Source organism: Mucilaginibacter sp. 320_HR (assembly GCF_059691875.1).
In genome coordinates this window covers 1,188,592-1,201,338 of sequence record NZ_JCAWAI010000001.1, presented here as the reverse complement: position 1 = coordinate 1,201,338, position 12,747 = coordinate 1,188,592, and the positions used below count along the sequence as shown (strand labels likewise).

At 43.2% G+C, this 12,747-nt stretch carries 14 protein-coding genes; 6 read left to right on the top strand and 8 right to left on the bottom strand.

The genetic code is table 11. The features are described from left to right. Positions 1–347 precede the first annotated feature (347 nt). Positions 348–1,292 (top strand): Smr/MutS family protein, encoded by a 945-nt coding sequence (locus AC59GT_RS05385; protein ID WP_497236675.1) that lies wholly within the window; start codon positions 348–350, stop codon positions 1,290–1,292. Between the two features lie 6 nt (positions 1,293–1,298). On the opposite strand, the gene AC59GT_RS05380 is transcribed toward AC59GT_RS05385, so the two are convergent. The 3 genes from AC59GT_RS05380 to AC59GT_RS05370 form a co-directional block, all read right to left on the bottom strand. Further along, positions 1,299–2,648, bottom strand: coding sequence for a glycoside hydrolase family 140 protein (locus tag AC59GT_RS05380; protein WP_497236674.1), 1,350 nt, complete (start codon positions 2,646–2,648; stop codon positions 1,299–1,301). A 3-nt stretch (positions 2,649–2,651) separates the two neighbouring features. Then, positions 2,652–4,799, bottom strand: a complete 2,148-nt coding sequence (locus AC59GT_RS05375) for an outer membrane protein assembly factor BamB family protein (RefSeq protein ID WP_497236673.1) — start codon at positions 4,797–4,799, stop codon at positions 2,652–2,654. Positions 4,800–4,897: 98 nt separating this feature from the next. Then, a complete protein-coding gene (locus tag AC59GT_RS05370) occupies positions 4,898–5,320 on the bottom strand; it encodes a GNAT family N-acetyltransferase (RefSeq protein WP_497236672.1) in 423 nt (140 codons plus the stop codon). Positions 5,321–5,569: 249 nt separating this feature from the next. Between AC59GT_RS05370 and AC59GT_RS05365 the strand changes: the two genes are divergently transcribed. The 5 genes from AC59GT_RS05365 (at position 5,570) to AC59GT_RS05345 (ending at position 8,568) form a co-directional block, all read left to right on the top strand. Further along, positions 5,570–5,953, top strand: coding sequence for a hypothetical protein (locus tag AC59GT_RS05365; RefSeq protein ID WP_497236671.1), 384 nt, complete (start codon positions 5,570–5,572; stop codon positions 5,951–5,953). Between the two features lie 60 nt (positions 5,954–6,013). Further along, positions 6,014–6,667 (top strand): hypothetical protein, encoded by a 654-nt coding sequence (locus AC59GT_RS05360; RefSeq protein ID WP_497236670.1) that lies wholly within the window; start codon positions 6,014–6,016, stop codon positions 6,665–6,667. Then, a complete protein-coding gene (locus AC59GT_RS05355; protein WP_497236669.1) occupies positions 6,634–7,443 on the top strand; it encodes a sensor histidine kinase in 810 nt (269 codons plus the stop codon). Before AC59GT_RS05360 ends, AC59GT_RS05355 begins: the two co-directional genes overlap by 34 nt. Further along, a complete protein-coding gene (locus tag AC59GT_RS05350) occupies positions 7,440–8,105 on the top strand; it encodes a response regulator transcription factor (protein ID WP_497236668.1) in 666 nt (221 codons plus the stop codon). The genes AC59GT_RS05355 and AC59GT_RS05350 overlap by 4 nt, the downstream gene beginning before the upstream one ends. A 202-nt stretch (positions 8,106–8,307) precedes the next feature. Next, positions 8,308–8,568 carry a hypothetical protein gene (locus AC59GT_RS05345; protein WP_497236667.1) on the top strand — a complete coding sequence of 87 codons (261 nt, stop codon included), beginning with the start codon at positions 8,308–8,310 and terminating at the stop codon, positions 8,566–8,568. Between the two features lie 35 nt (positions 8,569–8,603). Here the strand turns inward: AC59GT_RS05345 and AC59GT_RS05340 are convergent, their stop codons facing one another. The 5 genes from AC59GT_RS05340 to AC59GT_RS05320 form a co-directional block, all read right to left on the bottom strand. Next, the gene (locus tag AC59GT_RS05340; RefSeq protein WP_497236666.1) at positions 8,604–9,044 is read right to left on the bottom strand and encodes a phosphatidylglycerophosphatase A family protein; all 441 of its coding nucleotides are present in this window, start codon (positions 9,042–9,044) and stop codon (positions 8,604–8,606) included. Between the two features lie 9 nt (positions 9,045–9,053). Then, entirely contained in the window at positions 9,054–9,869 is an 816-nt protein-coding gene (locus AC59GT_RS05335; protein WP_497236665.1) for a TerC family protein, read from the bottom strand. Positions 9,870–9,990: 121 nt separating this feature from the next. Next, positions 9,991–10,956, bottom strand: a complete 966-nt coding sequence (locus AC59GT_RS05330; RefSeq protein ID WP_497236664.1) for a hypothetical protein — start codon at positions 10,954–10,956, stop codon at positions 9,991–9,993. 4 nt (positions 10,957–10,960) lie between these two features. Continuing rightward, on the bottom strand, positions 10,961–12,106 hold the full coding sequence (locus AC59GT_RS05325) for a toxic anion resistance protein (RefSeq protein WP_497236663.1): 1,146 nt from the start codon (positions 12,104–12,106) through the stop codon (positions 10,961–10,963). Positions 12,107–12,127: 21 nt separating this feature from the next. Then, positions 12,128–12,742 (bottom strand): TerD family protein, encoded by a 615-nt coding sequence (locus AC59GT_RS05320; RefSeq protein ID WP_497236662.1) that lies wholly within the window; start codon positions 12,740–12,742, stop codon positions 12,128–12,130. Positions 12,743–12,747: the final 5 nt, after the last annotated feature.

Sequence of the window (12,747 nt, the reverse complement as noted above, 5' to 3'; positions counted from 1 at the left end):
TATTTTAGTAGGGGTATTAAATAACTGTACAAAGCCGGGCATTTTGCCTGGCTTTTGTTGTTTAAAATAATGGCTGCAGCTCTTGCTAACAACGCTGTAACAGGCATTTAAAATCTGTATTATCAGCCCAAAAATGGCGATTAAACTGTAACATGGTTTCTAAAAGTGTAACACGGTTTTATTCAAATAATTATCTATCAATAACTTAACTGTTTTTCGACCGAAAAAGTGTATCAGGTGTAACACGTTGTCGTGTTACAGTGTTACGGATATGCTTACCATTCTTTTGACAATACCCGGCAGCTATACCAGCCGGATATTGGTACCTTTGTTGCAGGTATATTACTATGAAATACAAGTTAGGCGACTTTGTGCGCTTTATAGATGAGAAGATGGAGGGTTACGTAACCCGCATTATTGATGAGCAGATGATTGGCGTTACCGGCGAGGATGATTTTGAGATCCCGGTGCTGGCAAGTAAGGTAACCTACATACACGGTCAAAAAACCGAAGTCGGCGATGAAGAACCAACCACCGATGTTCCGGTTGTGCCGGGTGAGTTCAAAAACAAAGGCGTATACCTTGCTGTAGTGGCAGATGCCAAAGCATCGTCGGTTGTGCACTTGTTCATCGTGAATGAAACATCGTATCAGTTGTTAACGTCGGTAAGTACGCAGCAACAGAAGCAATTTAAAGGTGAATTTGCGGGCATACTGGAGCCACGTTCGTTTGCTAAAGTATACTCCAACAAACTTGCAGACCTGCAGCTTTGGCCCAAGCTAATCTTCCAGGTGCTGTTTCATACTAAACAAGATCAGCCGGTGCTGGAGCCGCTCAACATCACAGAGCAATTTAAGGCTAAAGACTTTGCAGGTGCAAAAAAGACAGTTCCTTTTCTTAACCAGCAGGGGTGGCTTATACAGTTGGACGAGCCTGAGTTGGTGCTTGACGCTCAAAAGTTAAAGGAAAGCTTTTTTAAACCTGCAGAAGAAAAGCAGGAGGTTGCCAAACCTTCAGGAGAGATAGACCTTCATATTGAACGTCTGCGCGATGATCACCAATTCCTGAGCAGCAGTGAGATACTGAACATACAGGTAAGCCACTTTAAAAAGTCTTTAGAAGCGGCTGTAGTTCACCAAATGCCCGAGATCACTTTTATACACGGCACCGGCAATGGCATACTTAAGCACGAGCTGCACAAATTGCTTAGCAAGAACCAAAAGGTGCAAACCTTTCTAGATGCCCGCAAAGAGAAGTTTGGCTACGGCGCAACTAAGGTGATGCTTAAATAGTAACAGTTACAGGGTTTTGTACTGTTTGGAGGCATCATCCAGCACCAATATCCAGTCCTGCCCGTAACCGGTTGATGGCGGCACAAATTTGTTGTCCTTCTTATTGGATACCGGATCAAGTGCAATTACCTTTCCGCTGCGCGGATCGAACCAGCGCGCGTTTAGCTTGTCGCCTGAAACCTTGCCGGCAGAAACGGTAAACGGCTGCCCTGCTGCAGTATAAACATATATGTAGTCTTTGCCTCTTGTAGCTTGTATGCGATCTGCAGGACCCTTGTTGTTTTCTTTGATGGCGGATTGATCCGGCATTCTATCCAACATCGGGTGCGATTCCATCAGTTTTCGCACTAATTGCATTTGTTTTGCTCCGGGTAAATCCAACGCGTCGTACCAGTACAGGTGCGGTCCGTTAAGTGGAGCTACTTTAGAGTTATACATTTGCCACACATCATGACAGCCGTAAGTATGCCCGAATGCACCCGAGAACAGGTCCAGGTAAGCATACTTACGTACGTCATAAGCGCTGGAAGTACCCAGGTCTGCAACGTTAAAGCAGACAGGATGATCTTCATAAATAGGTTCGCCATCAAGTACCGGCCGTGCAGGTGTGGAATTGTATGACGCAAATATCCTGTCGTAAACCGGTGTATCACGGCAATGCCCGTTCTGGAACATGTTAAAGGCAAACCAGCTCTCAATACGGAACCATTCGGCTGAGCCCAGCTGATTCGGCTGGCAATGGTAGGTGATTATGGCTTTACCAGACGTTGCCTTCATAATAGCCTCTCCCATTGCACGCCAAACAGCCACGTCCGCTTTGCCGCGGGGCTGCCGATCTCCGCCTAGCACCCAAATGATATTACTATAACTCTTATACCTGTTAGCTAACCAGGTTGCATATACTTCGGCGTTGCCGGCTGTGAACACCTCCGGCCCTACTCCCCAACTGCTCTTGAATAGCTTATCGCCCCAGGTGGGCAGCAATGCTATGTTGATGCCGTATTCTTTTGCTTTGTTGATGATATAGTCGACATGCCCAAAATACTTTTTATTAGGCTTGGCAGGGTCGTTGTCGATCAGCGGTTTCTCACCATAAACATTTGGCGTATTCAGCCCGTCTAACTCGGCTAGTGCTACAGCCTGTACTACCGTAAATCCCTGCTCACTGCGGTGTTTCAGGTATTTGTCTGCCTCTTCCCTACTTAAACGGTGAAATAGCTCCCAAGCGGTATCTCCCAACCAAAAAAAGGGTTTGCCATCCTTCAATAAGTAATGTTTGTTTTCGCTGACTGTAAATTGAGCCCTTGATGAAACAACAAAAGCTAAAGCAAGGATCAACAACAAATATTTTTTCATAATCTACTTCTTATCAGGCAAGGCAAAAGCAACATAACTGTCACCAGAACGTGTACCCATTTTTCCGCCACCGCAGGCTATCACAATATATTGCTTATGGTTTACTTCGTATACAGATGGTGTTGCAAAGCCGGGTGCAGGTAAGGTTACCTCCCACAAAAGTTTCCCATTACGTTTATTAAAAGCCCTGAACTTGCCATCCTTGGTGGCGGCTATAAACAACAGCCCGCCTTTGGTAATTACCGATGCGCCATAGTTTTCTGTCCCTGATTGGATTTTCCCATGCGGAAACTCGGGGTCGTCCCCCAGTGGTTGCTGCCAAATGTACTTACCCGTATTCAGGTTAACCGCGCTCAAGGTGCCCCATGGTGGTGCAATTGCAGGCTTACCATCGGTAGTTACAAACTTATTGTAGCCCACAATAGAGTACGGCATTTTGTAAACATCGTCTGCTTTGTTCTCGTGATTCACGAAAGTTTTTGGCTGATCTTCTTTTATATTGAGCACAAAAGATGCAAGCGCCTTTCTTTCCTCGGGTTTCAACTGCCGAAAAGCAGGCATCATCCTCCTGCCCGATTGTACCAAGGTATCAAACCTGGCTGCGGTGTACTTCCTGTTTATACTGACCAGCGACGGAAACGTGCCCGAACCTTTCCGGTCTGCGCCGTGACAAGTCATACAATTAGCTCTGAATATCCGTTCGCCTGCCTGCAGGTTTGTTTCTTGCGCCGCGGCTTCATTTACTTTAGTTGCCTGTATTATCCATGCCATTTGGTTGGCATTCACATATAGCACACTGGTTTCCGGGTCATAAGAGGGACCGCCCCACTCGGCCCCGCCATCAAGACCGGGGAACACGATAGTTCCATTGAGAGATATAGAGTTAAATACGTTGCCATGATGATACTCCGCCAACGCTTTCTTTACTTTTTGCAAAGAACTATCCGGCAGGTACGGGTTTATGTCTTTTTCCGTCATGTTCTGCCTCATGAAAGATACAGGAATGGTAGGGATAGGCTGTGTTGGAGATAGTTTCTCGCCTACAAGATCTGTAGCTGTTGGCACCGGCGTTTCTTTTATTTCATAGACAGGCTTACCGGTAACCCTGTCAAAGGCAAAGATGAACCCGGTCTTGGTGGTTACCGCTACAGCATCTTGTCCTTTTATCTTAACCAGCATTGGCGGTGCAGGTATATCCTTATCCCATACATCATGATGTATATCCTGAAAGTGCCACTTTAATTTACCAGTATTGGCATCCAGCGCTAAAATGCAATCGGCGTACAGGTTATTGCCTAACCGTTTCCCACCGTAAAAATCGTAACTGGCAGATCCGGTGCAGCCGTACACAATACCCCTATCCTTATCCAGGCTAAAGCCTCCCCACGCATTCGCGCCACCTATAAACTTGTAGGCATTCTTGTCTTCCCAAGTCTCGAAACCAGGTTCGCCAGGGTAAGGTATGGTGTGGAATATCCACTTACGTTTACCGGTACGCACATCAAATCCGCGTATATGTCCCGGGGCCGCATGGGCGCCTTCGTCTACCCTTGTACCGGCAATCATTATGTCATTATAGATAATGGGCGGAGATGTGGCGGTTACAAAGAAGTCTTTTACATCCCTGTCCAGCCCGTCATGCAGGTCTATTTTCCCATTATCTCCAAAGCTTTTCACGGGTTTGCCGTTGAGAGCGCGAATTGCATATAGATAAGGGCCGGCTGTATAGAGTATTCGCTTATCGTCTCCATCTGCCCAGTAGGCTACACCACGGCAGTTATTCATAATAAAGAAGCTACGTTTATTGCTTTCCAGCGAATCGAAAGGGTTAAACTTCCATTTCTCCCGACCCGTTGCCGCATCAATAGCAAAAAGTTTCATTTGAGGTGTGGTGCCGTAAAGCACGCCATCAATGATAATAGGGTTACATTGTATTTGAGACTTATTTACTGTATCCGCATCCCTGGTGTGGTACTCCCATGCTATTGTAAGTTGCTTTACATTGGCGGTATCTACTTGCTTTAAGGATGTATAATGGATATTCTCGTTAGATCCGCGGTATTGCTGCCAGGTGGAATACTTATCCTCCCCTGAACAACCGGCAACTAACAGAACAACTGAGAATAGGCCATAGCTGATATACTTTTTCATGAGTTGTAATAATTGGTGCGGAAGCTTATAGCGTAAGCAAAATGCAAAAAAATCAGCAGTAATCAACCCTATGTTATAAAGTATAGCAGGCCGAAGTACTAAACCTTCAGCTCGTTAACATCACTTAATATAAAACAGTGTTCGTGTTTAGTCATGCCTGTTTTGGGGTAGTAATCAACAGCCTTGGGCGCGGCAAGCAGTATTAGCTTGGCAACGGGTGTATGAAGCTTCGTTTCTTTTATTAGCCTTATGCCAATCCCCTTGCGCTGGTAAAATTCATCAACCGCCAGATCGCTTAGATAAGTACAAAAAGAAAAATCAGTCAGCGAACGCGCTATTCCTACCAGCTTACCATCTATTCTAGCGGTGATGATCATGTTGGCGGTATCACACATCTGCTGTATGCGGGTTAAGTCATGCACAGGCCGCCGTTCCGCCAGGGTACTGCGTTGCAATACATCAATAAACTCCAGGGGGTCAAGGGTATGTTCGCGCTGGTAAACAATTTCGCCTGCAGCCATAACGATAGGTTATTTAGAGTTAAACGGTATAAATTCAGGGTAAACATAGAAAATTGTACAACATATAGTTAAAGTGAATGAAATAATATATAAAAATCTATTTTTTTGCAGGAGCTTGTATTTAGCTGTATTGTTTGCTTAATTTACCCTCGCAATGGCACAAATGCTTTCAAAACAGCTTTATGTTATTGTAATGCTTAACTGCGTACTTATTAATTAACCTAACCTTTAACACTTAATTCCCCCGAAATGAGCGAAGCAAATTACCCAACCGATGGACCTGATGGTACCATTCCTGTACAAGATGGTGTAAACTGGACAACAAACTGGAGAACTTACCTGGATCAATCAGACAATGATTTCCACATCCAGTACTTTAACATTCCTATTGTAGACTTCCAGAACATTTTAACGTTTAACCCTGGTGCGGAATCAGTAAGAGCGTACATTGGACTAACAGACCCAACCAACCCAATGACAGCAAAGCTTATTCTTGTACCTGTTGTCGACGGCCATGACGTTGTTGTTGTACATCCTTATTTGGGTGGTGGAGACGGACAAAGCAACATTTACGATATGACGCAGGCTTGCCCTCCTAATTGCCCGGCAAACGACAGCATTATGTATGCTTAATTTGCAAATTAACCGGTTTAAATTTATGAGCTTTAATATCTTTAAGGCTCATAAATTTCCATGCTACAAACAATTGAATTTTACACAGCTCCCTTTTATGTTTTTGCAGCGATAATACCCGGCATCACAACCTACAAACATCTGTTGCGCCCATATCGCATCATTTTTTGGTTTGCCCTTTTTAGCTTTGTAATTAATGGTACATCAATAATATGCTCGCAAGGTTTTCACCTGCGTACTACAGGCTTTATCCATTTATATACCGTTTTTGAGTTTATATTTCTGTCGGTTTACTTTGCAGAAATTTATGATCCAAAAAAACGGAATATCATTTATAGTCTGGCTACGCTTTTTGTATTGTTCTGCATTGCTAATACCCTTTTTTGGCAAAGCACCATGATCATGAATTCGTATACAAGGTCTGTAGGTGCTATCATTCTTATTGGGTATAGCCTTGTGTATTTTTTTAAACAGGATGTGCATGAGGAAACTACCGAATGGAGCAGCGAGGGGCTTAACTGGATTACAGCTGGCCTATTGCTCTACTATTCATGTTCCTTATTCATGTTCATCTTTTTTAACTACCTGCTTGTACCGAGTACTATCGTATCTATTATTTGGGATGTTCATAACCTTATTCTCTTGATCGAATATATTTTGTTCGCCATTAGTTTTTATAAATGCAGATCACGACAGATAACGCTTACATACTGATAGTACTTGGAATGTGCGGAACCTTTTTACTGGTTACTGCTTTCATTCTCTTCTCTGTACGCAATCAGAACCGTTTGTTAAAGCAGCGCCAGCGTTTTCAGCACGCCGAACTGGTGCATCAAAAAGAGCTGCTACGCGCTATTATTGAGTCGCAGGAAACAGAACGTAAACGCATAGGCCAAGACCTTCATGATGATGTAGGCACCACACTCTCCGGACTCCGATTGCTTATTGAAATGTTTAAGCCAACCGATAAAACGGACAACCATTACCTGGAATTTATAAGGTCAAGTAAAGCTACTATAGACAAGATAGTAACCGATGTGCGCAACATATCGCATAATTTATCCCCCGCAACTTTAGGGTACTATGGGCTTGCTGCAGCCATTGAAGAGCATATCGACGTTATCAATCAATCGGGAAAATTAGAAGTCATTGTAACTGATAATTCGGGAGAACTGCTTAACAATCTTGAACTAACAACAGCTACGGCACTATACCGTGTATTAGAAGAGCTGCTGAACAACACCATTAAACATTCGGGCGCCAGCAGGGCCGAAATAGAATTTACGAACGATGAAAATGGCTTGAGCATCAATTATACTGATGACGGTAAAGGTATAGCGCAGGCACAATCAACCTTAAAAAAGGGAATGGGGCTGCAAAATATAGAAAGCCGCTTACTAAATATTAATGCAGCATACTTGATAAGTACTGAACCCGGACAGGGATTTAACGTGCTGATGAAATGCCCGATAACACAGATTGACAAATGAACAAGATAAATGTTGCCATAGTTGATGATCAGAACCTTTTCCGGCAAAGCCTGGCATTGCTCATAAACTCGGTAGATGAGTTTAACCTGGTAAATGACAGTGCCGGCGGTCAGGACTTTTTAAATATACTTGCGTCAAAAACCATCCAGGTAGATGTAGCGATCATTGACATGGACATGCCGGGCATGAATGGCATACAGCTGAACAAAGCACTGCACGAATTGCATCCGGAAATAAGAGTGATTATCTTATCCGTACATGTTAGCGAGGCCTTAATATCACAAATGATAAATGCGGGGGCTGCGTCTTACCTTGCAAAAAACTGTGATAAAGATGAACTAATAACCGCTGTTACGCAGGTATATCAAAAGGGTTATTACTTTAACAACGAAGCACTAAAAGCCATAAGCAAAAGTGTGCATTACAGAAACACCCAAACCCTAATAAGTAACTTACCTGTTGAGCTCACTAAACGCGAAACAGAGATCTTGTTACTTATTTGCAATGAATACAGCAACGCAGAGATAGCTGACAAACTTTTTTTAAGCATACGTACTGTTGAAGGTCATCGTAATAATCTGTTAGCGAAAACAAACTGCCGAAACACTGCTGGTCTGGTGCTATTTGCAATAAAATACAACTTGCTAGACGTGCCGTTATGATAAGTGTACTTGTTCTTAAAACCACTAATAACGCGACACAATTACACATTGATTGCTGAACATTGCGGGTAAATACTGGTCGTTGATACATTGAGGATATAGATTTATCTGTCAAAAGTTATAACCATTTTTTAAAGCTGAACGTACAAATGGTTAAACTCCGTAGATATTGTATTTGCGTAAGCTTAAATGTAAGGCTCAAATGGACATCGTTTACATCAGCAATCAGGTAAAGTACGACGTACTTTCTGTCAGCGGGCAATCTGCTGCAAGAGCCTATAATTTAATGACCGATACCCCGCTTTATGCAATTGGTTACGAGAACAATGATGAACTGTGCAGGACGCTTGAAGTTAAACTGAGGCTTATTGCGGAAGAGTACCAGACCGGTAAAGACATAATGCCGGGAGCTGTTTCAAAAGATCTTACCGTAAAGCAGTGCATACAACTGGTAATTGTTTAGGCAATTTACCATATTCCACTAGACACGAAAACGAACTAGAATTTAAATACAACAACTACTACCTGGAGAAGTATATTACCATAAACACCTGCCAGCACATCGTCCATCATCACTCCGGTTCCGCCGGGAAGTGCTTCCATACGCCTTATAAATAGTGGTTTTACAATATCAAAAAAACGAAACAGTATTAACCCACCTAATAGCAAGTACAAGTTTGCAGGTATAAAAAGCATGGTGACCATCATGCCTGCTACTTCATCTATAACAACACGGTAGCTGTCTTTACCCCATTCAGGCTCAACCTTGTCACCAACATATATACCTAATAGCGTGACCAATAAAGTAGCTACAGGTAACGCCCAGGAAACGTTAAGCTGCCAAATGGCCCATATTAACGGGCAAGTAACAATGGCAGCGAGAGTGCCCCCACCCTTAATGTACCCAATGCCGAATATAGAAGCAATGATCTTGTTCACGATGCAATGTTAGCTTTTATCCAGAACATCTTCTGCCGCTTCGGCAACTTCAGGCTCGATAGTATGCTTTTTAGGAAAGTTAAATAGTACTGATGTTATAACCGGTATCAGGAATATGGCTACGGTAAATACCGATACGATAATGTCTGCGGTCTCACCTTCCATAAACTTAGCAACAGGGCTTTCCGGGAAAAAGTGCGTGTATAATGATGCGGTAAGCTTTATACCCAACACGCCTATTACAATGAAGGCAACAGTTTCCAGAAACGTAAACTTTTCCATTAGTTTGACAAAGGCCTGTGCAACAAAGCGCATCGCCAATATACCAATGAAAACGCCGGTGTAAATAAGAAACACATGATCTGTAAAGGCGACGGCTGCGAACACGTTGTCTATTGAAAAAGCCAGGTCCATCAACTCTACTAATGCAACAGTAGCCCAAAAAGTACCGAAAGTGCCCACCGTTGCTTTATAAAGCCAGTTCTTGCTTTTATCTATTTCCTCCTCTTCGCCTGCTGCTTTATCGGCCTTTCCTTTAAAATAATCAAAAGCCAGATAGATAAGGTATAGGCCTCCCAAGGGTTTAAGCCACCAAATTTTTACCAGCCATGCAGCTAAAAAGAGGCAGACGCCTCTTAGTACGTATGCACCTACTATACCATACTTAAGCGCCCTGCTCCGTTGTTCCTTAGGGAGATCTATCACCATTGTGGCAAGCACGGCTGCGTTGTCTACAGACAGCAGGCTTTCGATAACGATCAGGTTTAAGATTACCAGTAACCCGGCTTTAATATCCTCGCCCAATAGGGTATGTAAAATATCCATAACAGTTGCACTTGTTGTACCTGCAATTATAACAGAAAATAACTGATACAGTTGCTGGCAGTCGTATTTCTTTGATTAATAATATGGCCGTATGTTACAATCGTTCTTATTCCGGAAGTAGTTAAATGATATCCGTGTTCAACATTGCCTTAAGGATGTTGGCCTGCACATCAAAATTATTCATGTGCTGCAGAAAGTCTACATCGCTTATTTTCTTGTAATCTTCTTCCAGCAGCTGTAGTATTTCTGTAGGTAAATGGCTTTTTATAACCCCTGCGCTGCTTTGCAGGCGAACGTTTTTATCCAGCAGCTCCTGCATTATACGCTCCTTTTTAGATAGGGTGCTTTCCACTGAGATATTGCCTATTTTACTTAAATCGCAAAACAAGAAAATGTTGTTGGCCGGAGAATACAAGAATTGCTGGTCTACTGCTGCGAACTTGTATACTTCCAGCGTGATGTCGGCTGTGCGTAAACCTGCAAAAAACTCAATCTTGAAGTCGTACTTGCATAGGCGGCCAATCAGCTTTCGCTGTATGGTAGCATATTTATTCGCGTACAGCTCTGCAGGGTTGTATTGCAGAAGTTCCGCCAAGATTTCAGGAGATATCTCGGCGAAGTAATCCGCGGCGTAGCGGGAGCTAAACAAGTTAATGTTCTTAGCGAAAGGATAGTTATCCAGATTATTGGATAGAGATTCGTATAAGCTCCGTAACGACTGGCTCATTTTAAGTGCCTGCCGTTGCTTGTCGTTCTTAAAGCTGCTTTCGGTGAATGCCGTATCGTCCATCTGGTTGATCAGCTCATTATTAAGCCGAACCTCATCCATTAGCAGATCGGCATTCACCTCGTTGTGCTTCTTTACCCTTTTTAATAGCTCAATAAGCGAAGCTGTAAACTGTACGTGAAACAGCTCCAGCTTGTTTATGTCTAACTCCGGGTTGGTCGCAAACAGCTGATGTATAACCTGGGTGCGCAGGTAAATTTTGTAAATGATATCGTTATTAAAGAATACGGTAAGCAATTGCAGCTTGCTTATTACCCGGGTCGATTCATTTAGAATATTTACTCTGCTCTCATCCATCATTCACTTAACGCGTATTCGTCACATTTTTCTTTAACTCCGTTTCCAACGTTTGCAGTTCGGTGTTAAGTGTGCGGCGGTTTTGCGTACCCTCGTCATGTATACGCTTCACTTCTGTAAGTGTTTCTATTAGCGACTGCGTGGTACGTTTTAAAGTTTCTATCGAAACTACGGTTTTTTCGTTTTCGCGTGCCACGTCAATGCTGTTTTGTTTAAGCAGTTCAGCATTTTTTTGCAAAATGGTGTTTGTGGTTTCAGATATCTTCTTCTGCATTTCCACATTCTCCTTTTGCCTATGCAGCGCTACGGCAATGGTAAGCTGGTTTTTCCAGACAGGTATAGTAGTAGTAACTATAGACTGCGCTTTTTCAGCGATAGTTGTGTTGTTGTTCTGTACCACACGTATCTGCGCCAGCGATTGCAGCATTATAAATCTTACCACTTTCAGGTCGGCAAGGCGTTTGTCCAAACGGTTAACAAAATCGCGCAGGTCGGCAATTTCGTAATCCTGGTAGTCGTCCGGCTTGCCATCCATTACTGCCAGCTGTTCATTAAGCTCATTGTATTTAAGCTGACCCGAAATAATAAGCTCCTCCATCTGATGGATGTAAGTAACGTTACTATCAAACATAGTTTGCAGTGAAGCATTGTCCTTAAGGGAGTTTACCCGCCCGGCTTTTATCTTGGTAGTAATCTTATCAATGTTGTTTACCACAGTGTCGTACTTGGCAAACAACTTTTTAGTGTCCATTACTATTTTTTTCAGGAACGGAATACTTGATATGAAACGGGTGAACCCATTTTGGTTCAGCTCGTCTACATCAATATAGTTTAGCTCATTCAGCAGATCTGTTATTAATACACCAACCTCGCCCGAATTGTAAGTACGCACCGATGTTAGGAAAGTATTGCTATACCGCTCCATTGATGCCTGCACTTCTGTACCGAAGTTTAATACCGAGTTTACATCCTTAGGGTCAATAGCCTTCGCTATCTCTTTAAACTTTTGCTCCTCTTCGGGCTTTATATTAGTAAGGTCAACATTGCCCTGCTTATCTAATTTAACAGGAGCAGTGTTGCTTACCTCAGGTATATTAGCCATTATATCCGGAGAGTTCAGGCTCAGCTCGTTATTGCTTGGGTTGGTTTCCATTGCTTCGTTGTTTAATAACTATTAAAGATAGTTTTGTGTAACCGTGCGTACTGTTTCTTCCAGCTTACGGTCTTTGGTTGGCTCGCCAATTGCGTTAAACTTCCACTCGCCGTTCTTTTTATAGAACACGCCCATCACCATGCTTACGTGACCGGCAAAACCTGCACCATGCGCAATGTCGTACTTTGCAAATACTTCGTTCACGCGCTTAGGTGTACCTTCGTAAATGCGGATGGATGCAAATGGGATAGCACCAAAATCCTGTCCGCGAAAGCTGTTTAACACAAAGGCTACATAGCTTATTGATGGGTTGAGCCTTGCAAGATCAACAGTAATCACTTCATTATCCAATCCGTCGTCACCGCCCATGTCGCCGGTAAGGTCGTCACCACTATGGCGTACCGACTGATCCTTGGATTTAAGATTACCAAAATATACAACTTCCACCAACTTTTTATCCTGATCGTACAACGCGCAGCTTGCGTCAAGGTCTACTGCTTCTTTACTGCTGCCAAAGCCGAACAAGCCTTTCTTTTCGATAGCGCCCCAGTTAATGCCTACGCAAATATTTTGGAGCTTACTGCCATTTTCCTTTTCCAGGCTAATGCGCTGCCCTTTTTGAAGATTAATTGCCATTGTGT

Excerpts from the sequence above, each read along its gene's own strand:
- AC59GT_RS05370 (WP_497236672.1), bottom strand. The coding sequence starts at position 5,320 with ATGGCTGCAGGCGAAATTGTTTACCAGCGCGAACATACCCTTGACCCC.
- AC59GT_RS05355 (WP_497236669.1), top strand. The coding sequence starts at position 6,634 with ATGCAGATCACGACAGATAACGCTTACATACTGATAGTACTTGGAATG.
- AC59GT_RS05360 (WP_497236670.1), top strand. The coding sequence starts at position 6,014 with ATGCTACAAACAATTGAATTTTACACAGCTCCCTTTTATGTTTTTGCA.
- AC59GT_RS05350 (WP_497236668.1), top strand. The coding sequence starts at position 7,440 with ATGAACAAGATAAATGTTGCCATAGTTGATGATCAGAACCTTTTCCGG.
- AC59GT_RS05365 (WP_497236671.1), top strand. The coding sequence starts at position 5,570 with ATGAGCGAAGCAAATTACCCAACCGATGGACCTGATGGTACCATTCCT.
- AC59GT_RS05385 (WP_497236675.1), top strand. The coding sequence starts at position 348 with ATGAAATACAAGTTAGGCGACTTTGTGCGCTTTATAGATGAGAAGATG.
- AC59GT_RS05375 (WP_497236673.1), bottom strand. The coding sequence starts at position 4,799 with ATGAAAAAGTATATCAGCTATGGCCTATTCTCAGTTGTTCTGTTAGTT.
- AC59GT_RS05345 (WP_497236667.1), top strand. The coding sequence starts at position 8,308 with ATGGACATCGTTTACATCAGCAATCAGGTAAAGTACGACGTACTTTCT.
- AC59GT_RS05380 (WP_497236674.1), bottom strand. The coding sequence starts at position 2,648 with ATGAAAAAATATTTGTTGTTGATCCTTGCTTTAGCTTTTGTTGTTTCA.
- AC59GT_RS05335 (WP_497236665.1), bottom strand. The coding sequence starts at position 9,869 with ATGGATATTTTACATACCCTATTGGGCGAGGATATTAAAGCCGGGTTA.
- AC59GT_RS05320 (WP_497236662.1), bottom strand. The coding sequence starts at position 12,742 with ATGGCAATTAATCTTCAAAAAGGGCAGCGCATTAGCCTGGAAAAGGAA.
- AC59GT_RS05330 (WP_497236664.1), bottom strand. The coding sequence starts at position 10,956 with ATGATGGATGAGAGCAGAGTAAATATTCTAAATGAATCGACCCGGGTA.
- AC59GT_RS05325 (WP_497236663.1), bottom strand. The coding sequence starts at position 12,106 with ATGGAAACCAACCCAAGCAATAACGAGCTGAGCCTGAACTCTCCGGAT.